The sequence below is a fragment of the Cryobacterium roopkundense genome (genome assembly GCF_014200405.1).
Lineage (GTDB): Bacteria > Actinomycetota > Actinomycetes > Actinomycetales > Microbacteriaceae > Cryobacterium > Cryobacterium roopkundense.
In genome coordinates, this window is record NZ_JACHBQ010000001.1 from 4,269,040 (window position 1) to 4,293,218 (window position 24,179).

A 24,179-nucleotide genomic window follows, 5' to 3' on the forward strand; every position below is an offset into this window, starting at 1 on the left:
GCAGACCCATCAGTCGGGAGAAGAACCCGGATCGAACGTGGGCGCTGTGGGAAGAACCTCAGTGCCGAATGAGGAGCCGGACGACACCAGTCGCACGGGTACAGGAGCGGCCAGGGGCGCGTCGGAGGCCGTGTTCAGGCCTCCTGCTGATCCGGTCTGACCTGAGCTGCTGCCCGCCGGGGTCGGTAGGATCGCCTGTTCGGCGCTCCACCGCTGGGGTGCCCCGAACGGTCCGCCAGCGGGCGGTGCCTGCGAGAGAACTGCTTCCGCGGCCGAGGTGTTCGGCACGGTGAACGATGTGCTGGCAACACCGGCGGAGGTCGATGTGCCTGAGGAGATCAGATCTGAGGTGGGCGCAACGGTCGGGGCCGGAGCGGCTGCCGAAGCCAGATCCACGAGGGGAGCCAGGGTTGCCTCCACCGGAACGATGGCCACGGCATCCGTTGCCAGGGTGACGACCGGAGCCACGACTGCGCTCACAGGGGTGGCGACGGCCGCGACGACCGGGGCGATCACGGCGGTGACGGGCGCGACCACGGCGGTGACGGGCGCGACCACGGGGGCGGCGATGGCGGCAGCGGATGCGACAACCGGCGCGAGAACGGGGGCGGCAATCGGCGCGGCAGCGGCAGCCACAGGCGCGACGACGGGGTCAAGGGCCTGGGCGACGGGCGCGACAATCGGAGCGACCGGGGCGGTCACCGGGGCAGCGAGGTCAGCGACCGGCGCGACAATGGGCGCGATCGGATCCGCGACGCTGCTGAGGCTGCTGAGCGGGGCGAGCCCGTCCGAGTCGGCCTCGGCCTCGCACGGAGCGGCGGCGCCGACGATCACGCACACGGCCGACCAGGCAACAGCGAGGGTCGCTCCGACGAGCACCAATCGGAGCGGGCGGGATGCCGCGCGAAAAATTACTGTATCCATCGGGCACCCCCCTTTCGTGGGTCTCGTGTTGCCCTAGGTAAACATGCACAAATCACCCTGTCTATCCCCTTAGTGCCATTCGCAGCAATATCAGGCGTCTCGTAATGTCTGCGTAATAAGTGCAATCGGCGAGCGGGGCTCCGGATAGCTGGTATAGTTTTCAAGTTGCCTCCGAGCGTTTCAATCGGAAGTAACTGGGCGCCCGTAGCTCAGCGGATAGAGCAATTGACTACGGATCAATAGGTCGGGGGTTCAAATCCCTCCGGGCGCACATTGAGAAAGCGGTTCACTTCGGTGGGCCGCTTTTTTGTTGCCCGAGAGCGGGGCAATATCGCCCGAACGGGCAAACTGGGGGCAAGCTCAGGTACCATCAGCATAAGTGAGTAATTCTTACCTTTCGCTTCGTGGGCCACGTCCCACGTGTGCGACCGAGATTTCTCGCCGGGCGTTGTTCGGGCTCCCAGCGAGGAAGGCATTCCTGCGAGGGACTGCCTCGGTGGGGCGAGGGGTAGGGCCTTCGCCTCATCGCCACCCTTCGGGGGACCGACTAATTCGTGGAACGCGTGCGCAGCCGATCACACAGCACTGTGAGCTGGCACAGCTCGTCGTTGCTGAGGGAATCGCCGATGCGATCGGTGATCGTGTCCATGTGCTGCACCGCGACGCGGCGAAAGAGCGCGAGCCCGCTGAGGGTGAGCTCCACGATGGCGCCTCGACCATCCTGCGGGTCCGCGAGCTTGCACACGTACCCACGGGACACGAGACGGTCAACGAGGCGGCTGACGCTGGGCTGGGTGAGCAGCACGTGCTCGTTGAGTTCCCGCAGACGGATGCGGCGGTCAGGCTGACGAGACAGGTTGAACATCACGTCGTACTCGTTGAGGGAAATATCCTTCGATGGAAAATCGGCGGCGAGGCCGCGCATGATGGCGACCTGGGCGCGGAAGAGCGATTCCCACGCTCCTACCGCCACGTTTCTGTCAGCCACCGTGGATCCCCACCCATTCTCGTCCGCCGCGCCTCAGGGTAGCGGTCTCCACCAAGGATAGGGACTCCGTGCCGATCGGGTCGCATCCACTCGACACGTGTTGCGTGCCGGGCGGGAAGCGGCATGGAGGGAACTGTCAGGAGAAAAGGTCCCGGATGGGTGGCATCCGTTACTCATTCGTTATATATTCAGTAGGCGTCAACCGTTTGCTGTGGCGGAAGACGTGAAATGTGATTGCAGGACAACTCTTGGTGCAAGGGACGAGGGCCGGCCGTAGACTCTACGACCGGCCCTCAATCACGTGTCCGGCCGGTCGGGCGCTCAAAACCTGCACGCGCGCCCGCGATACCGACCGCACGAGCAGCTTTGCCCCGCAGGAACGGGTGATGCGGATGCCGCAGGCCGTGAAGCGCCGCCGCCGTGCGATTAGAAGCGGTCGGGGCTCGGGGTCGAGGCCTGGCGGATCGACACGTCTGCGTGACGGTCGAACCGGTAGCCCACGCCGCGAACCGTGCGCACGATGTCCTCGTAGCGGCCGAGCTTGGCGCGCAGGCGACGTACGTGCACGTCGATGGTTCGTTCGTTCGGGGTGTCCTCGTCGTCGCTCGCGTCCCACAGTGACGAGATGATCTCCGCGCGGTCGATCGTGCGGCCCTCTCGCAACACGAGGTACTGAAGTAGCTCGAACTCCTTGTAGGTGAGCGCTGCCGTCTCGTTGTCGAGGATCACGCGCTTGCGGGAGATGTCCACGACCACGCCGCTGTGTGCGCGGTCGAGCTCGTCGACCTCTGTGCGGTGTTCGGCCAGCGCCGAGGGATCCTGCAGGGCGAGGCGCACCACGTCCACGTCGCGGCCGCCGGCGCCCTCGGGGGCCAGGGCTACCGCCGCGTAGGTCTCGGCGCTCGGCGCGAGGTCGCTCGCCAGGGCCTTGAGCGCCTCGACGATCCGGTGCAGGCTCGTTCCGGCCGCGGCCGCCTTGGCCTCATCGATGCCGACGTAGAGCACGAAGCCGCGAGCCTCGGTGCCCTGCGGCACGGCGCGAATGCGGGGAGCGGGCTGCTCGACGATCTTGAGTGCGGGGTGGGTGGAGTGAATGTGGGCGAGAGACATGGGAGGAATCCTTGCGTGAAAGATCGGTGAACCCGGCGCCGTGGGCGACTGCAGGTTCGAAAATGAGGCACGTATGCCGGGTGTCGAAGGCTTCGGAACACGAAGCATCCGGGGAGTTCAGCCGCGACTCTCGCGGGGAACTCGGTCAGCTACAGCAGCTAGTCGGTTAGCGACACATTCGACAACAGGCGACAGCGGAGGACCCGGCCATCATCATGCCGGCAGTCCCGGGGGCCTCGAGGGAGGTCAGGGGGCGTGCGGTGGTTGTCATAAATGTGAGTAAAGCGGAATATGACGTGGTGTGTCAATTCTGTGACAGCGGATGACGCGGTGTGACACGCATCACATCCATCACGTCGGTCCCGTCTGGGCGAATCCGTGGGAAAGCCCCTTTATGAGAAGGATTCTTTTACAGAAAGGTGATTTGTCAAAGTTCAGTGAATATTCCGCCCGTCGGCGCGTCTCGAGCCGCAGAACCTGCGGTCCGCCGGAGCGACAGACGTGCGAGGCGCGTCTGGTGCGGCTCGCGTGAGCCGCACCGGACGCGCCGAGTGAGGATATGTGCGGGTCAGACCAGGCCGTAGAGACGGTCGCCGGCGTCGCCGAGGCCGGGCACGATATACCCGTGCTCATCGAGGCGTTCGTCGACGGCGCCGAGGATGATGGTCACTTCGCGTCCCGCGAGCGCCTTCTCCACCGCGGCGAGTCCCTCGGGGGCGGCGAGAATGCAGATGGCCGTCACGTCGGTAGCGCCGCGGGCGAACAGGAAGTTAATCGCCGCGATCAGAGAACCACCGGTGGCGAGCATCGGGTCGAGCACGAAGCACTGCCGGTCGGACAGGTCGTCGGGCAGGCGCTCGGCGTACGTGGTGGGCTCAAGTGTCTCTTCATTGCGAGCCATGCCAAGAAACCCCACCTCGGCGGTGGGCAGCATCTTCACCATGCCCTCGAGCATGCCGAGACCCGCACGCAGAATGGGCACAACGAGCGGCTTGGGGTCGCTGATACGCACACCCTGTGCCGGTGAAACGGGTGTCTGCACCGTGACGGCCTCCACGCGAACGCCGCGCGTGCCCTCGTACGCGAGGAGAGTCATCAACTCTTCGACGAGGGAACGGAAGAGGGGAGACGGAGTGGTTTGGTCCCGAAGCACGGTGAGCTTGTGCGTGATGAGCGGGTGGTCGGCTACGTGGACTCGCATAGGCTCAATTCTAGGCGCTCCCGGTCCGGGGCCACGGCGCTGCGCGGGAGGGAAACACATGGGTCGACACACCGAGTGGATGCGCCTGGCTCAGGGTGAAGCCCGCCTCGCCCTGGCCACCGGCGACGTGCCGGTGGGAGCGATCATCGTGGATACCGCGGGTGTCGTGATTGCACGCGGTCGAAACGAGCGCGAACTCCACCGAGACCCGACCCTGCACGCCGAGATCGTGGCCATTCGTGCGGCCGCGCGCGCCCTGGGCGACTGGCACCTGACCGGCTGTACGCTCGTGGTCACCCTCGAGCCGTGCGTCATGTGCGCCGGCGCCATTCTGGCCGCGCGCATTCCCTTGGTGGTCTTCGGCGCGTGGGACGAGAAGGCCGGCGCCGCAGGCTCGGTCTACGACGTGCTGCGCGACCGCCGGCTCAACCACCGGGTCGAGGTCTTCCCCGGCGTCGAAGAAGTGGAGTGTGGCGCGCTGCTGCGCAGCTTCTTCGACGATCCCGCGAGGCGCCCTACTCGAGGCCCTTGATTACGAAGGCGTCGGTCGGCGGGTTCGCCGCATCGGGGTTGAACCAGACATCGGGTTCGAGGTAGATCACCCGCGCCAGCGGCACGGCCGCGCGGATGCGCTTCTCGACGGCGTCGATGTCGGCGGCCACGAGGGAGAAGCGCTTGTCGGAATCGACGGCGATCTTGGCGCCCACGAGCATCTCGTCGGGACCGAGATAGAGCGTCTTGAGGTGGATGATGCGCGCGGTCTCTGGCCCGTCGAGGATGGCGGCCTCTATCGCGTCAACGTCCTGCTCGCTCGCGCCCTCGCCCACGAGAAGGCTCTTGGTCTCGATGCCGAGGATGACGGCCACGAGCACGAGCAGCAGCCCGATGCCGATGGTGCCGATGGCGTCCCACGCCGGATCACCGGTCACCACGGTGAGGCCAACGCCGAGGAAGGCGAAGACCAGGCCGGTAAGCGCCGCAACGTCTTCGAGCAGCACGACGGGTAGCTCCGGGGCCTTGGCATGCCGAACGAACTGCACCCAGCTCTGGGTGCCCCGCAGGTGGTTCGACTCCTTAATGGCGGTGCGCAGCGAGAAGCCTTCGAGTCCCATCGCGATCAGCAGCACGACAATGGGGACCCAGGCGTTCACGAGCGGATGCGGGTGTTGCAGCTTGTTCACACCCTCGTACAGCGAGAAGACACCACCGATCGAGAACAGGATGATCGACACCACGAAGGCGTACACATAGCGTTCCCGGCCATAGCCGAACGGATGCTCAAGGTCGGCCCGCTTTTTCGCCTTGCGACCTCCCAGCAGCAGCAGAAGCTGGTTGCCGGCATCCGCTATGGAGTGCACGCCCTCGGCGAGCATGGAGGCCGAGCCGGACACCCCCCACGCGATGAATTTCGTGATCGCGATGCCGAGGTTGGCCGCGAAAGCCGCCACGATTGCCTTGTTGCCGCCGGATGCACTCATGCGCCCATCCTAGGACGCACCCTCGGCAGGTTCGGAGGGCGCGAAAGTAGACTGATCTGATGACTTCTACCAAAACCGTAACCCTGCCCACGATTGCTTTCCTCGGCGCCGGCTCCATGGCCCGCGCCGTTCTGGCTGGGCTGTTGAAGCCGGGAGTGCACGTGGAGGGCGGCATCCGCACCACCAACCGCACCGAGGAGAAGGCCGCCGAACTCGCCGGAACGGAGGGCGTCACCGCCTTCGCCACCGCGGCCGACCCGGAAGCGAACCTCAAAGCGATCGCCGGCGCGAAGATCGTCGTCGTGGCCGTAAAGCCCTACATGGTGCCCGACCTGCTCGCCGAAATCGCCGATCACCTCGAGCCCGGCGCCCTCGTGATCAGCGTGTGCGCCGGCGTGACCGTGGCCACGTTTGAGTCGCTGCTGCCCGACACCGTGCACGTGATCCGCTCGATGCCCAACACTCCCGCCGTCGTGGGTATGGCCGTCACCGGCCTGAGCGCCGGAACGCGTTCGACCGACGATGACCTCGCCGAGGCGCAGGCCCTGTTCGCCACCGTCGGCGACGTTCTCGTGGTTCCGGAGACCCAGCTCGATGCCCTCGGCACCATCTCCGGTTCCGGACCGGCCTACGTGTTCTACCTCATCGAGCAGCTTACGGAGACTGCCGTCGCGAAGGGCTTCACACCCGAGCAGGCCGCCGTGATGGTGAACGGCACCTTCCTCGGGGCGAGTGCGCTGCTCGCCGTGTCGGACAAGTCGCCCACCGAGCTGCGCCGCCAGGTGACGAGCCCCGGCGGCACGACCGAGCGTGCCGTGGCCGAGCTGCAGAAGGGCGGCGTGCGCGAACTCTTCGACATCGCAACGGATGCCGCCCTCGCGCGTTCCCGCGAGCTCGCCGCCTCCTAGCTCCTCCGCCGCCGCTGGTCGAGGCGCGACGAAGGAGCGATCGAGACCTCGCGAGCCGTCTCTTAGGCTCGGCCCTCGCTGGTCGAGGCGCGACGAAGGAGCGATCGAGACTTCGTAGGCCGCCGCGCAGACTGACTTGCGGGGTCTCGATCGCTCGTACCTCGCGCCTCGACCGGCGGGGTTGCTACAGCCCTTCGGCGATGGCCGCGGTGGCCTGCAGCCAGGCTGAGCGGGTGCGGGGCGCGAGGGTATCGACGTTGAGCGGGCCGCCGCCCACAAGCGACGGGTCGTACGGCACGTCGAGCACCTGCCGCGTGAGCTGGCCGAAGTGCTCGTGCAGGCGCGCGGAGAGCTGCTGGTCCACCGTCTTCGACGGCGAGGCGAGGATGGTCACAGCCTGGGCCACCTTGTCGGCGTGGCCCTTGCGGCGCAGTCCGTCGAGCAGCGACGCGGCGCCGTAGCCGGTGTCCTCGCGGATCGTTGACACCACCACGAGCTGGTCGGCGGTGTCGACCGCTGCCTCCCAGTTGCTGGCGCGCATGTTGTTGCCGGTGTCGATCACAAGAACCCTGTAAAAACGACTGAGCGTGGCGTGCAGCTTGCGGAACGCGACGGCATCGATGCTCGCGGCACCGGCCGGGTCGAGGTCTGAGGCGAGCGCGTCGAACTGGGCGTCGCCCTGATTGCGCACGTAGTTGTCGAGGTCGCCCACGCGTGCCGAGCGCACGTCGGAGAAGCGGTCGAGGTCGCGCAGCAGATCAACTGCAGTGTTGGTGTGTCGGGCCGACTGCGCCCGTACGCCCAGTGTGCCCATGGTCTCGTTGTTGTCCCACGCGAGGGTATAGCCGCCGCGGTAGATGCCGAACGTCGCCGCAATGAGCAGGGTCGCCGTGGTCTTGTGTGCGCCGCCCTTGGGGTTGAGCACCACGATGGTGCGCGGTCCGCTCAGGCTGCGCTGCACGGCCGAGATGGCATTGCGCTGGGCCAACTCCGCCCCGCTCGGGCTCACGGAGATGAGTCCACCGGTGAGGCGACGGATGGCGCCCTGCCAGCCCTGCAGGGCTGGCCCGGCCGGAGCGGGTGGCCGCGAACTCAAGAAGTCGGCGAGGTTCGGCGGCACGTGGGCGCCGGCGCGCTCGGAGCGTTCCGCGCGCGTCAGGGGCGGCGCCGAAGACTCCGGAACGGCCGGAGTCTCCATGAGGGAATTGATGAAGGCCACGTCGGAACCGCTGTCTTCGGCATCGTCAGGCGTGTACGGCGGCGTAAACGAGGGCGGGAAGCCGGCGGATTTTGTCGATCCGGCGTCAAACGACGAAAACGTTGCGGCGTCGAGCCCCACCGAGCGGCTGCTCGCGCGCGGCGCAAGCACGTCTGTTTCGGTAGCGAACCCTGGAGCCATTAGCTGCGCAAACGACAGGTCCGATTCCGGCGCGGGCGCGTCAGCCTCGTCGTCGGGTACGTCTGCCTCGGGTGCGTCTGCCTCGGGTGCGGCACCGATGGCACTCGTGTGCGTTCCGAGCGGACCGGTGGTCGTGATCACGTCGCCGGTGGATTCCACCCGGCCGTCGGGGTGGATCACGAGGGGCCAGACACCCTGCTCGTCCTCGACCTCGAGCCGCACCGGACCGTCGAGGTCGCGGGCGACCCCTGTGGCCACGGCGACGATCTCTTCGCGCACGCCGGCGTCGTCGACCGCGACCACGATCTGGCTGACGCCCTCGATGATCACCTCGCCGGTGGCATCCGCTCGAACCAACGCGTTGATTCGCGGGAATTCGGCATTGTCTTGAGTCATCTTGGCCACCTTTTAAGCTTCACGGTTTGTTCCCCCGCAATGAAAGGCTAAACCTTCCTGGAACTGACGGTCTCTTGCGCACATAAACAGGGTCTACGAGCCCAGGGCCGCGAACCGCTCGATGTCGGCCTCGGTGCCGGACACAATAATGAGGTCGTGGTTGGACACTACAGTGTCGGCGGTCGCATAGGTGAATGGTTTTCCGGGGCTCTTCACGCCCACAACGGTCACGTTGTACTTGCGCCGCACGCCCGAGTCGATCAGGTTGAGGCCGCGAATCGGCTTGGGCGGGTACATCTTCACGAGGGCGAAGTCGTCGTCGAACTCGATGAAGTCGAGCATCCGGCCGGACACCAGGTGGGCGGCGCGTTCGCCGGCTTCCGCCTCGGGGTAGATCACGTGGTTGGCGCCGATGCGCTCAAGAATTTTGCCGTGCGACTTGGAAATGGCCTTCGCCCAGATTTGCGGAATCTTCAGATCGACCAGGTTCGCCGTGATGAGCACGCTCGCCTCAACGGATGAGCCCACCGCGCACACGGCGATGGAGAAATCCTGGGCGCCGATCTGTTTCAACGCTTCGAGGGAACGTGAATCGGCCTGCACGGCGTGTGTGACGCGCTCCGCCCACTTCTGCACGAGGGCCTCGCTGATGTCGACGACGAGCACTTCGCGGCCCAGTCGGTCGAGCTGACCTGCCGTGGCGGCGCCGAAACGACCCAGCCCGATGACGAGCACGGGGGCGTCGTGTTTGATGCGGTCAACCAACGATGGGCCTTTCCTCCGGGCGCTTAAACAGTTGCCTGCTCTGGCTCGCCGCCAGTGCGGCAGCGAGTGTCACTGTACCAACCCGCCCCATGAACATGGTGGCAGCCTGAACGTAGACCCCCTCCGGCGGCAGGTCGGCGGTGAGACCGGTGGACAGCCCACAGGTGGCGAAGGCACTGATCACGTCGAACAGCACATGGTCCAACGGAGCCTGGGTGATGTGCAGAATGAGGATGCTGGACACCGCCACGGTTGTGGCGCCCCAGAGCACGACGCTCACCGAGAGGCGCAGAATGTCGCTCGGGATGCGGCGCCCGAAAGCCTCCATCTGTTCCTTGCCGCGGGCCTCCGCGAAGGCGGCCAGAAAGAGGATGGCGAGGGTCGTCACCTTGATACCGCCGGCGGTCGACGCGGAGCCGCCGCCGATGAACATCAGCATGCTGCTCACGAGCAGGCTCGACCCGTGCAGGTCGCTGATTTCGATGGTGGCGAAGCCGCCCGACCGGGTCATCACCGACATGAAGAGCGATTGGAATATTGTGTCGCCGGCGTTCAGCGACCCGAAGGTCTTCGGATTGTCGAATTCGAGAATGATGTAGATGATCATTCCGGCGAACATGAGCGCGATCGTGGTCACAAGGGTGAGCTTCACGTGCAGCGACCACAGCCGGGGCTTGCGCCAGCTGCGGGCGAAGGCATAGATCACGGGGAATCCGAGGCTGCCGAGGAACACCCCGAGCATGAGTGCGCCGAGAAACCAGTAGTCGTTCTCGAACTGCCCAAGTCCCATAGCGTTCGGGCTGAATCCGGTGTTGGTAAACGCCATGGCGGCGTAGTAGAAACTGTGCCAGAGAGCCTCGCCTGCGCCAACACCGTCGATGAGCATCCGGGGAAAGAGCAGCGCCGCAACGCCGACCTCGATCACGAGGGCGCTGATCGCCACGGTGAGCAGCAGGCTGCCGACGTCGCCGAGCCGGATGGCCTGGCCCTCGTTCACCGGTCCCGCGTGGATGCGTGAGGGGTTCGAGTCGCTCGCCGCCATGAGCTTGGCGCGCAGCCCGAGGCGTCGGGAGATGACCATGCCCATAATGGAGGCGAGGGTGAGCACGCCGATGCCACCCACGTTCACACCCACGAAGACCAAGATGTTCCCGAAGGGTGACCAGTGGGTGGCCATGTCCACCGTGGCGAGACCTGTGACGCAGATCACGGAAACCGCGGTGAAAAGTGCGTCATAAAGGGGCGTGATGGTGCGGTCGGCCGATGCGATCGGCAGCGAGAACAGCACTGTGAAGAGCAGTATCAGGGCCGTGAACACCAGGATGGCAAACCGTGACGGCGACGTTCGAACGATGTGATCGACACCGTCGCGAATGCGGCCGTACCAGGTGGACTGGTGGTGCCCGAACCGCTTGGCGGAGGCGTTTGATTGCACGTGGAACCCCCAAGACCTGCGACCCGCGACAGTTTGTCATGGTACTCCCTGTAAGGAGTGACTAACCTGAGGGAATGGCAGACATCTTCGACGTTGTGGCGGATTCGACCCGGCGGGACATCCTTCGGATCCTCCTCGATCGTCACAACCAGGGCGGCGAGGCTCGCGGTGAGCTCAGCGTCTCCGACATTGTCGGCAACCTCGGGCTCAGCCAGCCGACGGTCTCGAAGCACCTCAAGGTGCTGCGCGAGAGCGGGCTCGTGAGCGTGCGCGAAGAAGGCCAACACCGCTACTATCACCTCGACTACGCGCCTCTGGAGGCCATCGAAGACTGGCTCATCCCCTTCCTGAGCGTCGACTTCGACGCCGCAGAAGAGGCAGAGGCCGCCGAGGAAGCCGGGCTGAAGGAAGAGCAGCGCGCGTTCGCCTCGGCCATCGGCAAGGCATTCGCCGACACGTCGTACCAGATGACCCATGTCGTGAAAGACGCCACGGCGAAAAAGTGGCGCAAGAACGCCTAGACGACCACGGTCTCTCGATCTAGAGTTACCTTCAGTGCACATCTCTCGTGCACGTTCGTGGACGCTGAAGGCGGGAATCGTGACACCGGATTTGGCTGATGTGCGGTTTCTTACCGTGGCCGAGGTCGCCGACATGATGCGCGTGTCGAAGATGACGGTGTATCGCATGGTGCATTCGGGTGACTTGCCCGCAATTCGGTTCGGACGGTCGTTTCGGGTGCCGGAATCGGCCGTTGCGCTGGCCATTCAGAGCCCGATTGCCGACTCTGCGTAGAACGCGGAGGATTTCTCCAGTAGAATGGGATTTTCGTGTCTGTCGCGAGTCCCGCGGCGAATCAACTCTTTGTGAGGTCCTGTGGGTTCTGTAATCAAGAAGCGACGCAAGCGCATGGCAAAGAAGAAGCACCGCAAGCTGCTTCGTAAGACCCGCCACCAGCGTCGCAATAAGAAGTAAGACGGTCTTTAGGCCGTAACCAAGCGTGAGCGCTGGGCCCGAAGGGTCTGGCGCTTTTTGCTTGCCCTTTTCGGCTTCAACTAGGGTTGGACCATGGCGAACATTCACCTCACACTGATCGGTAAGCCCGGTTGCCACCTCTGCGACGACGCACGTGGCCTCGTGGCAACGGTCGTGCAGAAGGTCGTGGCGGAACGCCCGTCCCCCGACATCACGGTGGAGGAGCGGTCCATTCTCGACGATGCCGAGCTGCACGATCTCTACGTCGAAGATATTCCCGTGCTGCTCATCAACGGCAAGGTGCACAACTACTGGCGCATCGACCCGATGCGTCTCCGCACGGCCCTCTTGGAGGTCTCATGACCATTCGTCACATTGTTTTCTGGAAGCTCAGTGCTGTCACGCCCCGCAAGAAGGCCGTTGATGCCGCCGGCGTCGCGAGCCGCCTCGAGGCACTCGTGGGAGTGGTTCCCGAGATCCGCGCGCTGACCGTCGGCCCCGACGTCGCCGGTGACGAGAACTGGGACATGGCTTTGATCGTGGACGTGGACGACCTTGACGCCCTCGCGCGGTACCAGGCGCATCCGGATCACAGGGCTGCCGGTGCCTTTATTCGCACCGTCGTCACCGACCGCCTCGCAGTAGATCTGGCGGTCTAGCGACCGGCCTCGCGCCCCCACCCCGTTGGTCGACCAGCGGTTGAGGAGCGCGTTGGGGCTACGGCTCCAAGCGGGTGGGGCCGCGGAACAGATACGTGACCTCGCGGATGCTCGCCTGGTGCAGCATGAGCATCAGCACGCGGGCGAGGCCCATGCCGAATCCTCCGTGGCTCGGCACACCGTACCGGAAGAAGTCGAGGTAGCCCTCGATCTCCTTCGGGTCGAGGCCCTTCTCGACCGCCTGCGCTTCAAGCACGTTGATGCGGTGCTCGCGCTGCGCTCCCGTCGAGATCTCGGTGCCGTTGAAGATGAGGTCGTAGCTCTTCGTGACGCTCTCGTCGCCCTCGTGACGCATGTGGTAGAACGGGCGGATGCTCGAGGCGTAGTCGGTGAGGAACACAAACTCATGCCCGAACTTCTCCGCAACGTACGCGGCGATCTGGCGCTCGCCCTCGGGGTCCATGTCGTCGTCGTCGCGGGGAACCTCGTAGCCACGGCTCTTCACGATCTCCTTCGCCTCGGCGAGGGGGATACGTGGGAACGGCTGGCTCGGAACCGTCACCTCGACGTCGAACAGGGCCTTGACTTCGTCGCCGTGCTTCGCCCTGACGGCGCTGAAGCCGGCCACCATGAGCTCTTCGTGCAACTGCATGACGTCTTCGTGACTGTCGATCCAGCTGATCTCCGAGTCAACGCTGGTGAACTCGGTGGAGTGGCGGCTGGTGAACGAGGGGTCGGCGCGGAACGCCGGGCCCACCTCGAAGATCTTGCCGAAGCCAGCCGACTGCGCCATCTGCTTGAAGAACTGCGGGCTCTGCGCGAGATAGGCCTTCGTGTCGAAGTAGCCCACCTCGAACAGCTCGGCGCGGCTCTCGCTCGCGCTCGCCATCAGCTTGGGGGTGTGCAGCTCGATGAAGTCGTGCTCGATCCAGTACGTGCGCAGGGCGTGCTCGAACGTGGTCTGGATGCGGAAGATGAGGTTCTGCTTCGGGTTGCGCAGGTCGAGGAAGCGCCAGTCCATGCGCTTGTCGAGGCTCGAGTCGGCCGCAATCGGCGTCTCGGGGATGGCGGCAGACACCACGGTGAGAGTGGCGAGCTTGATTTCGATGCCGCCGAGCTTCACACGCTCGTCGTGCTTGAGCTGTCCCGTCACGGTCACGAAGGTGCCCTGGGCCAGGCCCGAGATGCTCGTGGCCGGCTCGTCGGCAACGATAATGCCATCGGCATCCGTTGTGCGGGGGTTGACGAGCTGGACGGCGCCCGATTCGTCGCGCAGAACGACGAATTGAACCTTCTTCTGGTCTCGAACGGTATCGACCCAGCCGGACACCGTTACGGGGCCGTCGTCGAGAGCGGACAGGTTCTTGATCACTACGCGCGAAGTCACACGTCTGAGTTTAGCCGCCCGCCTCACGGCAAATTCGCGGGTGCCCTGTCAATAGACTGGGTGGGTGGTAGCCAGTCAAGTTCATCTCGTGCGTCATGGTGAGGTTTTTAACCCCCGGGGCGTGCTCTACGGCAGGCTGCCGAACTATGGACTCTCCGAGTTGGGCGCGAAGATGGCAGCGGCCGCTGCCGCCGACCTCGTGACCCGCGGGCGCCCCGTGGTGCGCGTGATCGCATCGCCGTTGCAGCGCGCGCAGGAGTCCGCCGCGCCGATTGCGAGCGCATTCTCCCTGCAGCTTGACACCGACGAGCGCATCATCGAGCCCACCAACCACTTCGAGGGCAAGCGGATGCGCGGCGAGGGCGGCGCCCTGCGGGACGTGCGTAACTGGCCCTACCTCGTGAACCCCATGCGTCCGAGCTGGGGCGAGCCGTTCCGCTCGGTCGCCGATCGGATGCTTGCCGCCATCCACGACGCCTGGAACTCCGTCGACGACGGCGACGTCGTGCTGGTCAGCCACCAACTCCCCATCTGGATGGTGCACCGCGCGCTCGCGAAGGAGCGCCTCGCCCACGACCCGCGCAAGCGCCGCTGCGCCCTCTCGAGCATCACGACGGTCTCCTGGCGCGGCGACCACTTCGAAGAAACCGCCTACTCCAGCCCGGCCGCCCACCTGCAGGGTTCGGCAACGGATGTCGGTGCCGTCTGATGCGCGCCCCTCGCCTTGCGATGACGGTCGGCCTCGTCGCCCTCGCCCTGGTTCTCACCGGCTGCTCATCTGATCCGCTCGCCGACCAGTACCGGGAGGGAAGCAGCAAGGGTTTCATCGCGGGAGACGGCAGCGTCACCGAGATTGCGGCATCCGCTCGAGGCGAAGCAATCGATTTTACCGGCATCGGCGAGAACGGCGAGACTCTCGCGAGCGCCGACTACGCGGGCGAGGTGCTCGTGGTGAACTTCTGGTACGCGAGCTGCGCCCCGTGCCGCGCCGAAGCTGCGGACCTGCAGAAGCTCAACGCCCAGTTCGAAGACAACGGCGCCTCTTTTCTCGGTGTGAACGTGCGAGACCAGGCCGCCAACGCGATGGCCTTCAACGACACCTACGGCATCACCTACCCCTCCGTGCTCGACGTCAACGACGGTGGCATGCAGCTGGCGTTCAGCGGAAGCATTCCGCCGAACGCCGTGCCCACCACCCTCGTGCTCGACAAGCAGGGGCGGGTGGCCGCGCGCATCCTCGGCCAGGTCACGTCGCCCTCCATCCTCGAAACCCTGATCCGTGACACCGTTGCCGAGGTCTCCTAGGCGTGGGCAATCCGTTCGGTGAGATCGTCTTCAGCGGTCCGTTGCTCTTCGCGATTCCGATCGCCATCCTCGCCGGACTCGTGTCATTCGCTTCCCCGTGCATCCTCCCGCTCGTGCCCGGGTACCTGGCCTACATCGGCGGGTTCGCCGACGGCAGCACCAGCGCAGCCAAGGGTGACCGCCGCGGCCGCCGCCGGCTCCTCACCGGAGTGGCGCTGTTCATCCTCGGGTTCACCCTCGTCTTCGTTCTCACGGGAGTGGTGTTCGGCGCGGCCGGTTTCTGGCTCAATCAATACCGCGACCTCGTAGGCCGCATCGCCGGCGTGGTCGTGATCCTGCTCGGCCTCGTGTTCGTGGGTCAGTTCGGGGTGATGCAGCGCACGCTGAAAACACAGTGGCGACCCAAGATGGGCCTCGCCGGTGCGCCGCTGCTCGGCGCCGTCTTCGCCGTGGGGTGGACGCCCTGCACCGGCCCCACGCTCACCGCCATCAACTCGCTCAGCCTCACCACGGGATCCCCGTGGCAGGGCGGGCTGCTCGCGCTGTTCTATGCGCTCGGCCTCGGCATCCCTTTTCTCCTGATCGCGCTGGGCCTTAACTGGGCCACCGGAAGCGTCGCCTTCTTGAAACGGCATATCCGGGCTATCAACCTGTTCGGTGGGGTCTTCCTCATCGTCATCGGCGTGCTCATGGTGAGCGGCATCTGGGGCCAGTGGCTCCTCGACCTGCAAGGGGTGATTGGCAACTTTGTCCCGGCCATCTGACCACTACGATTCCGCGCCGGCCCAGGCTGCCGACGCCCAGATCGTGCAGCCCAAGCTTGGCCTGACGGGCTGGCTGCGCTGGTTCTGGCGCCAGCTCACGAGCATGCGCACCGCCCTCTTCCTGCTGCTCATGCTCGCCATCGCCGCGATTCCGGGTTCCCTCGTGCCGCAGCGAAGTTCGGACCCAAACGGTGTCACGCAGTACTTCACCGACAACCCCGATCTCGCGCCCATGCTCGACAAGATCCAGGCCTTCGACGTCTACTCCTCCGCGTGGTTCTCGGCGATCTACATCCTGCTGTTCGTCTCCCTCATCGGCTGCGTCATTCCGCGCACCAAGCACCACTTTCTCGCCCTGCGCGCCAAGCCGCCGGTGACTCCTGCGCGTCTGGCAAGGCTGGCCGGTTTCACCGTGCGCACGGCGCCCGCGGGAACGGATGCCTCGGCGGCGATCGGCTCGGCACGTGCGCTCTTGAAATCCAGCGGCTACCGCACCGTCCTGTTCGACGACACGCGAGCCGGCACCACGTTCTCAGTCTCGGCGGAGCGCGGTTACCTGCGCGAAACCGGCAATCTCGTGTTCCACTTCGCCCTCGTGGGAATCCTCATCACGGTGGGCTTCGGCGGCGGCTACGGCTTCAGCGGTCAGCGCGTGATCGTGGAGGGGCAGACCTTCGTCAACACGCTGCTCGCCTACGACTCGTTCAACCCGGGCCGTTTCTTCGACAGCGACTCCCTCGACCCGTACAAGCTCACACTCGACGACTTCGCCGTGGAATATGAGCAGATGAACCTCAAGGCCTACGGGCAGCCCGTCGATTTCACAGCGAGCGTCACGGTCACCGACGAAGAGGCGAAAGAGACCGAAGGCGAGGTGAAGGTCAACGGACCGCTGCGCACCGGCGGCACCGACATCTTCCTGCTCGGAAACGGCTACGCGCCCACCATCACCGTGAAAGATCCGAGCGGCACGGCCGTCTTCACCGATTCGGTTCCCTTCCTGCCTCAGGACGCCAACCTCACCTCGCTCGGCGTGGTGAAGGTACCCGACGGGCTCGCCGAGCAGCTGGGCATGATCGGGTTCTTCTACCCGACACAGGCCGACACTCAGTCAGGCGCTTTCTTCTCGTCATTCCCCGACCTCGAGTACCCGGTGCTCACCCTGCGGGTCTACACGGGGGACCTGGGTCTCGACGCCGGCGTGCCGACATCCGTTTACTCGCTCAACACCGACGAGATGACCCCGCTCACCGGGGGCGCCACCGGGGTGGAATCCCTCGAACTGATGCCCGGTGAAACTGTGGATCTGCCGAACGGCCTCGGCACCGTCACCTTCGACAACGCGAGCCCGAACGCCGCCGCGAACGATTTCTCCACCTCGGTTCCGCGCTTCGCCTCGTTCGATGTGCACCGTGATCCGACGCAGGGTTGGGTGCTGCTGTTCGCGATGGCGGCCCTGTTTGGCCTTTTGACCGGGCTTTTCGTGCCCCGACGCCGGGTGTGGGTCAAGGCCGTCGATCAGACGGACGGAACCGTGCGCCTCGAATACGCCGGACTCGCCCGCGGTGACGACCCGGCCCTCGAAGCCGCGGTGGCCGACCTGGCCGACAGGCATTCCGCCCAGTTCAACCCCATTCAGGTCGTCGACCCGACGCCCAAACCGACTTAGGCTTACATCGTGAATCTCAATGAGCTCTCCATCATCAGCCTCTATTCGGCGATGGCAATTTACGCGGTGGCCTTCATCGCCTTCGCGATCGACCTCGCCAAGCGCAGCGCGTCGGTCGATGCCCAGGCCAAGGCCTCGGTAGCGGATGCCGCGGGCGGCTCATCCGCCGCGGCCGGCGGCGGAACCACCACACTCACCCGGCTGAGCGCCCGCATGGACAACGATGCGGCGAGTCCCTACGGCCGCTCGGCGAGCCTGCGCATCGGCGTCTCGCTCACGGTGCTCGCCTGGGCGCTGCACCTCGCGGCCACGGTGCTGCGCGGAGTTGCCGCGGACCGTGTGCCGTGGGCGAACATGTACGAGTTCGCGATGACCGGCACCGTTCTCATCGTGACGGTGTTCCTGATCGTGCTCACGCGCATTGACCTGCGCTTTCTCGGCACGTTCCTCACCGGCCTCGTGCTCGTGCTGCTCGGTGTCGCCGCGCTCAACTTCTACGTGGAGATCGCTCCGCTGCCGCCGGCGTTGCAGTCGGCCTGGCTCGTGATCCACGTTTTCGTAGCCTCGCTCGCCACCGGGTTCTTCGCGATAGGTTTCGCGCTGTCCACCGTGCAGCTCTTCCAGTTTCAGCGCGAAAGCCTCGCCGCCGAGGCGAAGAGCGTCAGGCTGCGATTCCTCGCCACGCTGCCCTCGTCGTTCACCCTCGAAAACCTCGCGTACCGCGTGAACATCATCGGATTCATCCTGTGGACCTTCACACTGATGGCCGGATCCGTCTGGGCCGAACAGGCGTGGGGTCGGTATTGGGGCTGGGACACCAAGGAAGTGTGGACCTTCATCATCTGGGTGATCTACGCGGGGTACATCCACGCCCGGGCCACCCGCGGCTGGCGCGGATCACGCTCGGCGTGGCTGGCGATCATCGGCTTCTCCGCAGTGCTGTTCAACTTCGGCATCGTGAACGTGTTCTTCAAGGGCCTGCACTCCTACTCCGGACTGTAGGCAGCCCGGCATCCGCTTCACCCCGCGCTAAAACCGGTCACAATGGTGACACGCCGCCTGCGGCGTCGGGCCGCCCGGCGTTAGGCCGCCCGGCGTTAGGCGATTCCACGGTTTTACGGGTCGTCGGGCCCTCGGTGGGCGGGTCTCGGCTTGGGCCCCGACCGATCGGTGGGGGTGGCGGGTCAGTCCTCGAGCAGGGCGTAGGTGCGTTCCAGACGGGCGATCCACCAGTCGCGGCGCTCGGGCGTGGCCGCATACTTGTCGAGCAACGCCGGATCGGGAGTGATGCGACGCACGGCGATCTCTCCGTCGACGGGCAGCAGCGGGTCGCTCGTGACGTCGCCGAGGAGCAGCGAGGCGGTGGCGAGCCCGCAGTCGAAGTAGAGACCGGGAACGGCCGCGGCGAGGTGCGCGCCCATCGAGATACCGATCGATGTGTCGAGGGCGCTCGAGACCACGACGGGCAGGCCGGTCTGGCCGATGATGGACAGTGCCGCACGGATGCCGCCCAGCGGCTGGGCCTTGATCACGAGGATGTCCGCGGCGCCCGCCCGGGCTACCGCGAGGGGGTCGCCGGTTTTGCGCACGCTTTCATCTGCGGCGATCGGCACCCCGAGGTAGGCGGTGCGCTCGCGGATATCGGCGAGCTCAGCCACGCTCGCGCAGGGCTGCTCCACGTATTCGAGGTCAAAAACGTTCAACGCATGGATGGCCTTCTCCGCCTCGTCCACCGTCCACAGGCCGTTCGCATCGATGCGGATGCGACCCTCGGCGCCGAGCAGTTCGCGCACCTTGCTCACCCGAGCGATGTCGTCGGCGAGGGTCTGGTCTGGGCTGGCGACCTTGACCTTGGCCGTGCGGCAGCCGGGGAAGCGAGCGAGCACGGCGGCAACCTCGTCGGGGCCGACGGCCGGAATCGTGGCATTGACCGGGATACTCGTGCGCAGCGCGTGCGGAGCCTCACTCCAGCCGAAGTCGATCGTGGCACGGAGCCAGTCGAGGGACTCGGCGTCGTCGTACTCCACGAAGGGGGAGAACTCCGTCCAGCCCTGCGGGCCTTCCACCAGAAGCGCTTCCCGACTGTCGATGCCCCGAAAACGGGCGACGACAGGCAAAGCGACGACGCGTGCTGAATCGAGCAACTCGTGCAGTGAGGGCTTCATGCTTCCAGTGTGTCAGTCCGCCGCTGTGAAACGATCACAAGCCGTCGGGGATGAACGATTCCGCAGTGTCGTTCTCGTGGCTGACCCCGTTGACCTGTGCGTGCACGAGGGCGATCGGGATGCCCGGCGCGATGAGCAGGAAGGCGTCTTCGTAGCGGCCCTCGCCGGCGTTGACCGGCAGCCAGTAGGGCACGCCGGCCGTAATGGCCGAGTCGATCTCGACTTGGATCGATTCCACGTCCCGACCACCAAGCGAGTACGGACGTCCGCCGTACACGATGTCAATCCGACTCATGAGGGCTCCTTAGTCGAGCTTGGTGAAGTGGTTGGCTACGAGGTCGCTATCAACTCCCGGCACGATCGACGGGGCGTGGGGCTCGGGAACGATCTGCAGGCCGCCCGAAGAATTTGCAGTGGCCATCAGCACCTCGATCCACTCTCGATTCAGGCTGGGCGATCGGCTGCCGAAGTACTTGTACGACACTGGGATGCTAGGGTGCATCCAAATCGTGCTGCGGCCGTCTCCCGATTTGGGGTCATCGCGCCAGCTGAAGTAGAAGGATTCTCCGCGGCGCAACTTGGCACCGACCACCACCTGGATGTGGGCGAGCACTCTGTCATCAAAGTCCGCAGTCAGGGTCGAATCATAGGTCAGCTTTCCCATTTCACCATTCCAATGAATCAGTTGCTGCGACCTTACGCCGAAACCGTGAACTAGTCCTTCAAATAGTGCTCCAGACGTGGCACGTGTAGGAGGGCCAGGGCGCGCTTCTCGATTTGGCGAACCCGCTCCCGCGTCACACCTTCGATGTGTGCGATCTGGTCGAGAGTGCGGGGCTCGTCGCCGTCGAGGCCGAAGCGGGCCCGCAAGATCGACTGCTCGCGCGTGGGCAGGGTGTCGAGAAAGAAGCGGATGTCGGCGGCGCGGAGTGCGAGGGTCGCGTATTCATCGGGCTGCGGAAGGTCATCGTCGATGATGAGTTCCGCCATATCGCCGGCGCCGTCGCCGACCGGAGTGTGCAGGGAGATGGGTTCGTTATCGTACTGCAGGAGACGCAGCACGTCGCGCACCGGAATTTGGGCGATCTCGCCGATTTCACGGGGCGTCGGGTCACGGTCCAGGGTGCTCGTGAGATCCCGACGGATGCGCTTGATCTTGTTGAGCTTCTCGGCTGTGTGCACCGGGATGCGGATCATGCGGGACTTGTCGGCCATGCCGCGGTGGATTGCCTGGCGAATCCACCAGGTGGCGTAGGTCGAGAACTTGTATCCAGTCATGAAGTCATACTTCTCGACCGCGCGCACGAGGCCCATGTTGCCGTCCTGCACGAGATCCATGATGGGAACGCCGCGACCCGAGTAGTGCTTCGCAATGCTGACAACGAGGCGCAGGTTCGCTTCGATGAACTGGTTCTTGGCTCGGCGACCGTCGTGCACGAGCCAGGTGAGTTCCCGGCGCTCCTCGGCGTCGAAAATCGGGTCTTCCCCGTTCACCTCCGCGTCGATGGGCTGCTGCACGAGTCTGGCGCCGGCGAACAAACCCACCTCGATTCGGCGCGCGAGGTCGACTTCTTCCTCGGCGGTGAGCAGTCGGCCCTTGCCGATGCGCCGCAGGTAGTCGCCGAAGGCATCCGTGGATGCCCCACTGTACTGCTCGGTTCGGGCGGCAGCGGCGGCGGCACGGCTGGCGGCGCTGGTTAGCCGCGCTTCAGCGGTGAACGTTTCAACCAGCGGGGGGATCTCGGCAGAGGGACTGCCTGGTCGGAGCTTCGTCGTGCGGTTTTCGTCGACTGTGACGGTCATTTCAGCACCTTTCGGTTGGCGAGGGAACTCGTCGAACTGGATTGGGGGGCCAGGCTTGCGGCCGCCCGATCGAAGGAAGAGAAGTAGCTGCGCTCGCGCAGCAGACGGAGGTTGGTCACCTCGTAAGCGGTCTTCACTAGCTGGATGAAACCCAGCAGCCCGGCCGGGTCGTCTTCGGAGAGAGCGGCGTTGCTCACGCGCCATTCGCTCGGTGACAGCGCTGTCACTGAAATGTTGTGCGGGGCGTCAATTTCGGACGTTCTGGTTGCCGTCTCGCCGGCGGTCGGGCTGGTGTGTGCGCTGTCGATTTCGTGGGCCATCACTGCCTCCCGATCTTTTCCAAAACACAATTACACCCGTGAAAAAGCAGGGCTTCAAGGGGTTGACTTGCCCTAATGGGCAGCGTATTTTTTTATCTTGAAGCTGTGCCCCGGTCACTCACGTGCAGTGGCGAAGTAGGCTGGCCCCATGAATCCTGGCCCTCGCAACGCCGGCCCGCTCAACGCCGCCACCGGCCCGGCCGACACCGTCACCGTGGATCGCCGAGCTGCCGCAGAACTGTCATACATGAGGCCGGCATGACCCGGACGCTACGCGCGGTGCAGGTGAGCGGTCGTGGCGCGCCGGACCCCCTTGAGCTGATGGCTCTCCTGCGCGGGGCGCTCACGTCGAGCGGCGACGCCCTCATGCCGGTCGCGGCGTCTGCTGCACCGCGTGACGGTCTCACCGTGCCGCGCTCCGTCGCCGTCGTGATCGAGACTTCCGGCTCAACGGACGCGCCCAAGCGCGTGATGCTCAGCACCGACGCCCTGTTGGCCGGTGCCGCCGCTTCGAGTGACGCGCTCGGCGGCCCCGGCCAATGGCTGCTCGCACTGCCCACGCACTACATCGCGGGCCTGCAGGTGCTCGTGCGGTCGATCGCTGCCGTGACAACGCCGGTGGTGCTGGCGCCCGGGCACTTTGACGCGCACGCCTTCCGCAACCTCGCAGAGACCATGACCGAGCCGTTGCGTTACACCTCGCTGGTGCCCGTGCAGCTCGCCAGATTGTGTGACGCGGCCACCGATGACCTACGGACGCGAGCGGTGCTGCGCCGGTTCACGGCCATTCTCGTGGGTGGCCAGGCCATGCCCTCGGAGCTGCAGACTCGCGCCGAGGAGCTCGATCTGCGCGTCGTACGCACCTACGGCTCGTCGGAGACGGCCGGCGGGTGCGTGTACAACGGAGTGCCGATCGGCAACACCCGCGTGCGTGCGGTGGGCGGGCAGCTCGAAATCTCCGGTGCGGTGCTGGCCGAGGGGTACCTCGGGGAGCCGGAACGCACCAGGCAGAGATTCAGTGAAGTTCATGGCGTGCGCTGGTATCGCACGGGAGATCTCGGCACTGTAGACCCGCTTTCAGGCGTGGTGCGGGTGCTGGGACGGGCCGACAATGTGATTATTTCCGGTGGCGTGAAAGTGTCCCTCGACGAGGTGGAGGCCATCGTGCGGGCGTTTCCCGGCCTCGAGAATGCCGTCGTCGTGGCTGCGAACGACCCCGAGTGGGGCCAGGTGCCCGTGATCGTCGCAGCGGGCAGCTCCGCGACCCGCGTCGAGCTTGTCGAGACCTCTGTCGAGACACGCATCGCGGATGCCGTCTCATCCGTTCTCGGTCGGGCTGCCCGGCCCGCGCGATTCGTGATCGTGCCGTCGATTCCGCTGCTCACGTCGGGTAAGCCGGATCGGCGGGCCATCACCGCCGCGCTCTGATTGAGGACATCGGCACGAGCCCTCCGGTAGAATCGGGGCGTGGCAAATGGAGCGCGGCCCGTGCGGCCCAGACAAGAACGCATGAACCCTGCGAAGGTGACTGACGAGAACTCAGCCAAGACGTCAGCGGCGAAAACCTCAGCGGCGAAGACGCACGGCAAATCGGGCAACCCGGCCAAGCGCAATAATCCAGCCCTGCGCGGGCACAACACGGTCAAATCGGCGTCGGCAGCCGACTGGATCTCGGGCGCTCGGTTGCGCACGCTTCCCCTCGCCATCGCGCCGGTTGCCCTCGGCACGGGGGCCGCCATCGTCGCGAGCGAACCCGGTGTGTACCACCCGGTTCGCGCGTTGCTCGCCCTGATCGTGGCCCTGTGTCTGCAGATCGGCGTGAATTACGCAAACGACTATTCCGACGGCATCCGCGGCACGGATGACTTTCGGGTCGGGCCGGCCCGCCTGACAGCGGCAGGCGCCGCACAGCCCCGCACGGTGCTCACGGTGGCGCTGGCCTTCTTCGCCCTCGCCGCCGTCGCCGGGCTCGTGCTCGTGCTCCTCACCCAGTACTGGTGGCTGCTGATTGTGGGCGTCATCGCGATCGCCGCGGCCTGGCTGTACACCGGCGGCAAGAAGCCGTACGGATACTTCGGCCTCGGCGAGCTGTTCGTGTTCGTGTTCTTCGGTCTGGTTGCCACCATGGGAACCACGTACGTGCAGGTTGGGCGCGTCAACGTGGAGAGCTGGCTGAGCGCCGTCGGTATCGGGCTGATCGCCTGTGCCGTGCTGATGGTGAACAACCTGCGCGACATCGAGCCCGACACCGCAGCGGGCAAACGCACTCTCGCCGTGCTGATGGGCCCGAAGTGGGGGCGCGTGGTTTTCTGCGTCTTCCTGTTGCTGCCGTTCGTCTTCGTCGGCTTCTTTTCGCTGTTCTATCCGCTCGCGTTCTTGACGTTCTTCGTGCTGCTCATCGCCCTGCCGGCGTGCCTCATCGCGGTGACGGGACGATCGGCGGGCGAGCTCATTCTCGCCCTCAAGCTCACGAGCATCGCGGCGCTCGCGTACGGGGTGCTGCTGGGGCTGGCCTTCGCGCTCTGATC

28 protein-coding genes and 1 tRNA gene are annotated in these 24,179 nt (G+C 65.5%); 15 read left to right on the plus strand and 14 right to left on the minus strand.

Features of this window, described 5'->3' with window-relative positions:
* Nucleotides 1-9 precede the first annotated feature (9 nt).
* Nucleotides 10-924, minus strand: a complete 915-nt coding sequence (locus tag BJ997_RS19825; RefSeq protein ID WP_052542324.1) for a hypothetical protein — start codon at nucleotides 922-924, stop codon at nucleotides 10-12.
* 198 nt (nucleotides 925-1,122) lie between these two features.
* Between BJ997_RS19825 and BJ997_RS19830 the strand changes: the two genes are divergently transcribed.
* Nucleotides 1,123-1,195 (plus strand) — tRNA-Arg (locus BJ997_RS19830).
* Between the two features lie 276 nt (nucleotides 1,196-1,471).
* Here BJ997_RS19830 and BJ997_RS19835 read toward each other — a convergent pair.
* The 3 genes from BJ997_RS19835 to upp form a co-directional block, all read right to left on the minus strand.
* Nucleotides 1,472-1,912: a MarR family winged helix-turn-helix transcriptional regulator gene (locus BJ997_RS19835; protein WP_035837049.1), complete on the minus strand. Its 441-nt coding sequence runs from the start codon at nucleotides 1,910-1,912 to the stop codon at nucleotides 1,472-1,474.
* Nucleotides 1,913-2,338: 426 nt separating this feature from the next.
* Nucleotides 2,339-3,022, minus strand: coding sequence for a winged helix-turn-helix domain-containing protein (locus BJ997_RS19840; RefSeq protein WP_035837047.1), 684 nt, complete (start codon nucleotides 3,020-3,022; stop codon nucleotides 2,339-2,341).
* A gap of 568 nt (nucleotides 3,023-3,590) precedes the next feature.
* Nucleotides 3,591-4,223, minus strand: a complete 633-nt coding sequence (upp, locus tag BJ997_RS19845) for a uracil phosphoribosyltransferase (RefSeq protein WP_035837045.1) — start codon at nucleotides 4,221-4,223, stop codon at nucleotides 3,591-3,593.
* A 58-nt stretch (nucleotides 4,224-4,281) separates the two neighbouring features.
* Here upp and BJ997_RS19850 point away from each other — a divergent pair, with 58 nt between their 5' ends.
* Complete coding sequence (locus BJ997_RS19850; RefSeq protein WP_035837044.1) at nucleotides 4,282-4,755, plus strand: nucleoside deaminase; 474 nt, start codon at nucleotides 4,282-4,284, stop codon at nucleotides 4,753-4,755.
* Here BJ997_RS19850 and BJ997_RS19855 read toward each other — a convergent pair.
* The gene (locus BJ997_RS19855) at nucleotides 4,739-5,701 is read right to left on the minus strand and encodes a cation diffusion facilitator family transporter (RefSeq protein ID WP_035837043.1); all 963 of its coding nucleotides are present in this window, start codon (nucleotides 5,699-5,701) and stop codon (nucleotides 4,739-4,741) included. The genes BJ997_RS19850 and BJ997_RS19855 overlap by 17 nt on opposite strands.
* Nucleotides 5,702-5,760: 59 nt before the next feature.
* On the opposite strand from BJ997_RS19855, the gene proC reads away from it, so the two are divergent.
* Complete coding sequence (gene proC / locus BJ997_RS19860; RefSeq protein WP_035837042.1) at nucleotides 5,761-6,609, plus strand: pyrroline-5-carboxylate reductase; 849 nt, start codon at nucleotides 5,761-5,763, stop codon at nucleotides 6,607-6,609.
* A gap of 184 nt (nucleotides 6,610-6,793) precedes the next feature.
* On the opposite strand, the gene BJ997_RS19865 is transcribed toward proC, so the two are convergent.
* The 3 genes from BJ997_RS19865 to BJ997_RS19875 form a co-directional block, all read right to left on the minus strand.
* The gene (locus BJ997_RS19865; RefSeq protein WP_035837062.1) at nucleotides 6,794-8,404 is read right to left on the minus strand and encodes a MinD/ParA family ATP-binding protein; all 1,611 of its coding nucleotides are present in this window, start codon (nucleotides 8,402-8,404) and stop codon (nucleotides 6,794-6,796) included.
* Between the two features lie 93 nt (nucleotides 8,405-8,497).
* Nucleotides 8,498-9,169 (minus strand): potassium channel family protein, encoded by a 672-nt coding sequence (locus BJ997_RS19870; protein ID WP_035837041.1) that lies wholly within the window; start codon nucleotides 9,167-9,169, stop codon nucleotides 8,498-8,500.
* A complete protein-coding gene (locus tag BJ997_RS19875) occupies nucleotides 9,162-10,604 on the minus strand; it encodes a TrkH family potassium uptake protein (RefSeq protein WP_052542322.1) in 1,443 nt (480 codons plus the stop codon). The genes BJ997_RS19870 and BJ997_RS19875 overlap by 8 nt, the downstream gene beginning before the upstream one ends.
* Before the next feature lie 74 nt (nucleotides 10,605-10,678).
* On the opposite strand from BJ997_RS19875, the gene BJ997_RS19880 reads away from it, so the two are divergent.
* The 5 genes from BJ997_RS19880 to BJ997_RS19900 all read left to right on the plus strand — a co-directional run bounded on the left by BJ997_RS19880 (nucleotide 10,679) and on the right by BJ997_RS19900 (nucleotide 12,238).
* Nucleotides 10,679-11,125, plus strand: a complete 447-nt coding sequence (locus BJ997_RS19880; protein WP_035837040.1) for an ArsR/SmtB family transcription factor — start codon at nucleotides 10,679-10,681, stop codon at nucleotides 11,123-11,125.
* Nucleotides 11,126-11,204: 79 nt separating this feature from the next.
* On the plus strand, nucleotides 11,205-11,399 hold the full coding sequence (locus tag BJ997_RS19885; RefSeq protein WP_035837060.1) for a helix-turn-helix domain-containing protein: 195 nt from the start codon (nucleotides 11,205-11,207) through the stop codon (nucleotides 11,397-11,399).
* An 81-nt stretch (nucleotides 11,400-11,480) separates the two neighbouring features.
* On the plus strand, nucleotides 11,481-11,579 hold the full coding sequence (locus BJ997_RS19890; protein WP_003792170.1) for a 30S ribosomal protein bS22: 99 nt from the start codon (nucleotides 11,481-11,483) through the stop codon (nucleotides 11,577-11,579).
* A 93-nt stretch (nucleotides 11,580-11,672) separates the two neighbouring features.
* A complete protein-coding gene (locus BJ997_RS19895; protein WP_035837039.1) occupies nucleotides 11,673-11,942 on the plus strand; it encodes a glutaredoxin family protein in 270 nt (89 codons plus the stop codon).
* Nucleotides 11,939-12,238: a Dabb family protein gene (locus BJ997_RS19900; RefSeq protein WP_035837038.1), complete on the plus strand. Its 300-nt coding sequence runs from the start codon at nucleotides 11,939-11,941 to the stop codon at nucleotides 12,236-12,238. The genes BJ997_RS19895 and BJ997_RS19900 overlap by 4 nt, the downstream gene beginning before the upstream one ends.
* A gap of 58 nt (nucleotides 12,239-12,296) precedes the next feature.
* Here the strand turns inward: BJ997_RS19900 and aspS are convergent, their stop codons facing one another.
* Nucleotides 12,297-13,610, minus strand: coding sequence for an aspartate--tRNA(Asn) ligase (gene aspS, locus BJ997_RS19905; protein ID WP_084141263.1), 1,314 nt, complete (start codon nucleotides 13,608-13,610; stop codon nucleotides 12,297-12,299).
* Nucleotides 13,611-13,689: 79 nt separating this feature from the next.
* On the opposite strand from aspS, the gene BJ997_RS19910 reads away from it, so the two are divergent.
* Genes BJ997_RS19910 through ccsB form a run of 5 tightly spaced genes read left to right on the plus strand, consistent with a single transcriptional unit; the run spans nucleotide 13,690 to nucleotide 18,365 of the window.
* Nucleotides 13,690-14,334 carry a histidine phosphatase family protein gene (locus BJ997_RS19910; protein WP_035837036.1) on the plus strand — a complete coding sequence of 215 codons (645 nt, stop codon included), beginning with the start codon at nucleotides 13,690-13,692 and terminating at the stop codon, nucleotides 14,332-14,334.
* Nucleotides 14,334-14,930, plus strand: coding sequence for a TlpA family protein disulfide reductase (locus tag BJ997_RS19915; RefSeq protein WP_052542320.1), 597 nt, complete (start codon nucleotides 14,334-14,336; stop codon nucleotides 14,928-14,930). The genes BJ997_RS19910 and BJ997_RS19915 overlap by 1 nt, the downstream gene beginning before the upstream one ends.
* 2 nt (nucleotides 14,931-14,932) lie before the next feature.
* On the plus strand, nucleotides 14,933-15,694 hold the full coding sequence (locus tag BJ997_RS19920) for a cytochrome c biogenesis CcdA family protein (protein WP_035837035.1): 762 nt from the start codon (nucleotides 14,933-14,935) through the stop codon (nucleotides 15,692-15,694).
* Nucleotides 15,678-17,363, plus strand: a complete 1,686-nt coding sequence (resB, locus tag BJ997_RS19925) for a cytochrome c biogenesis protein ResB (protein ID WP_052542319.1) — start codon at nucleotides 15,678-15,680, stop codon at nucleotides 17,361-17,363. The genes BJ997_RS19920 and resB overlap by 17 nt, the downstream gene beginning before the upstream one ends.
* Nucleotides 17,364-17,414: 51 nt before the next feature.
* Nucleotides 17,415-18,365 carry a c-type cytochrome biogenesis protein CcsB gene (gene ccsB / locus BJ997_RS19930; RefSeq protein WP_084141264.1) on the plus strand — a complete coding sequence of 317 codons (951 nt, stop codon included), beginning with the start codon at nucleotides 17,415-17,417 and terminating at the stop codon, nucleotides 18,363-18,365.
* A gap of 182 nt (nucleotides 18,366-18,547) precedes the next feature.
* Here the strand turns inward: ccsB and BJ997_RS19935 are convergent, their stop codons facing one another.
* Genes BJ997_RS19935 through BJ997_RS19955 form a run of 5 tightly spaced genes read right to left on the minus strand, consistent with a single transcriptional unit; the run spans nucleotide 18,548 to nucleotide 21,651 of the window.
* Nucleotides 18,548-19,528: an o-succinylbenzoate synthase gene (locus tag BJ997_RS19935; RefSeq protein ID WP_035837033.1), complete on the minus strand. Its 981-nt coding sequence runs from the start codon at nucleotides 19,526-19,528 to the stop codon at nucleotides 18,548-18,550.
* Between the two features lie 34 nt (nucleotides 19,529-19,562).
* Nucleotides 19,563-19,823 (minus strand): hypothetical protein, encoded by a 261-nt coding sequence (locus tag BJ997_RS19940; protein WP_183323701.1) that lies wholly within the window; start codon nucleotides 19,821-19,823, stop codon nucleotides 19,563-19,565.
* A 9-nt stretch (nucleotides 19,824-19,832) separates the two neighbouring features.
* A complete protein-coding gene (locus BJ997_RS19945) occupies nucleotides 19,833-20,192 on the minus strand; it encodes a DUF7882 family protein (RefSeq protein ID WP_052542318.1) in 360 nt (119 codons plus the stop codon).
* A gap of 50 nt (nucleotides 20,193-20,242) precedes the next feature.
* Nucleotides 20,243-21,331 carry a sigma-70 family RNA polymerase sigma factor gene (locus tag BJ997_RS19950; RefSeq protein WP_084141262.1) on the minus strand — a complete coding sequence of 363 codons (1,089 nt, stop codon included), beginning with the start codon at nucleotides 21,329-21,331 and terminating at the stop codon, nucleotides 20,243-20,245.
* Nucleotides 21,328-21,651: a hypothetical protein gene (locus BJ997_RS19955; RefSeq protein ID WP_035837032.1), complete on the minus strand. Its 324-nt coding sequence runs from the start codon at nucleotides 21,649-21,651 to the stop codon at nucleotides 21,328-21,330. Before BJ997_RS19955 ends, BJ997_RS19950 begins: the two co-directional genes overlap by 4 nt.
* Nucleotides 21,652-21,909: 258 nt before the next feature.
* Here BJ997_RS19955 and BJ997_RS19960 point away from each other — a divergent pair, with 258 nt between their 5' ends.
* On the plus strand, nucleotides 21,910-23,079 hold the full coding sequence (locus BJ997_RS19960; protein ID WP_183323703.1) for an AMP-binding protein: 1,170 nt from the start codon (nucleotides 21,910-21,912) through the stop codon (nucleotides 23,077-23,079).
* A gap of 81 nt (nucleotides 23,080-23,160) precedes the next feature.
* Nucleotides 23,161-24,177 carry a 1,4-dihydroxy-2-naphthoate polyprenyltransferase gene (locus BJ997_RS19965; protein ID WP_052542317.1) on the plus strand — a complete coding sequence of 339 codons (1,017 nt, stop codon included), beginning with the start codon at nucleotides 23,161-23,163 and terminating at the stop codon, nucleotides 24,175-24,177.
* Nucleotides 24,178-24,179 lie beyond the last annotated feature (2 nt).

Excerpts from the sequence above, each read along its gene's own strand:
- BJ997_RS19825 (WP_052542324.1), bottom strand. The coding sequence starts at position 924 with ATGGATACAGTAATTTTTCGCGCGGCATCCCGCCCGCTCCGATTGGTG.
- BJ997_RS19840 (WP_035837047.1), bottom strand. The coding sequence starts at position 3,022 with ATGTCTCTCGCCCACATTCACTCCACCCACCCCGCACTCAAGATCGTC.
- upp (WP_035837045.1), bottom strand. The coding sequence starts at position 4,223 with ATGCGAGTCCACGTAGCCGACCACCCGCTCATCACGCACAAGCTCACC.
- BJ997_RS19850 (WP_035837044.1), top strand. The coding sequence starts at position 4,282 with ATGGGTCGACACACCGAGTGGATGCGCCTGGCTCAGGGTGAAGCCCGC.
- BJ997_RS19855 (WP_035837043.1), bottom strand. The coding sequence starts at position 5,701 with ATGAGTGCATCCGGCGGCAACAAGGCAATCGTGGCGGCTTTCGCGGCC.
- proC (WP_035837042.1), top strand. The coding sequence starts at position 5,761 with ATGACTTCTACCAAAACCGTAACCCTGCCCACGATTGCTTTCCTCGGC.
- BJ997_RS19865 (WP_035837062.1), bottom strand. The coding sequence starts at position 8,404 with ATGACTCAAGACAATGCCGAATTCCCGCGAATCAACGCGTTGGTTCGA.
- BJ997_RS19880 (WP_035837040.1), top strand. The coding sequence starts at position 10,679 with ATGGCAGACATCTTCGACGTTGTGGCGGATTCGACCCGGCGGGACATC.
- BJ997_RS19895 (WP_035837039.1), top strand. The coding sequence starts at position 11,673 with ATGGCGAACATTCACCTCACACTGATCGGTAAGCCCGGTTGCCACCTC.
- BJ997_RS19900 (WP_035837038.1), top strand. The coding sequence starts at position 11,939 with ATGACCATTCGTCACATTGTTTTCTGGAAGCTCAGTGCTGTCACGCCC.
- BJ997_RS19915 (WP_052542320.1), top strand. The coding sequence starts at position 14,334 with ATGCGCGCCCCTCGCCTTGCGATGACGGTCGGCCTCGTCGCCCTCGCC.
- ccsB (WP_084141264.1), top strand. The coding sequence starts at position 17,415 with ATGGCAATTTACGCGGTGGCCTTCATCGCCTTCGCGATCGACCTCGCC.
- BJ997_RS19935 (WP_035837033.1), bottom strand. The coding sequence starts at position 19,528 with ATGAAGCCCTCACTGCACGAGTTGCTCGATTCAGCACGCGTCGTCGCT.
- BJ997_RS19940 (WP_183323701.1), bottom strand. The coding sequence starts at position 19,823 with ATGAGTCGGATTGACATCGTGTACGGCGGACGTCCGTACTCGCTTGGT.
- BJ997_RS19945 (WP_052542318.1), bottom strand. The coding sequence starts at position 20,192 with ATGGGAAAGCTGACCTATGATTCGACCCTGACTGCGGACTTTGATGAC.
- BJ997_RS19950 (WP_084141262.1), bottom strand. The coding sequence starts at position 21,331 with ATGACCGTCACAGTCGACGAAAACCGCACGACGAAGCTCCGACCAGGC.
- BJ997_RS19955 (WP_035837032.1), bottom strand. The coding sequence starts at position 21,651 with ATGGCCCACGAAATCGACAGCGCACACACCAGCCCGACCGCCGGCGAG.
- BJ997_RS19960 (WP_183323703.1), top strand. The coding sequence starts at position 21,910 with ATGACCCGGACGCTACGCGCGGTGCAGGTGAGCGGTCGTGGCGCGCCG.
- BJ997_RS19965 (WP_052542317.1), top strand. The coding sequence starts at position 23,161 with ATGAACCCTGCGAAGGTGACTGACGAGAACTCAGCCAAGACGTCAGCG.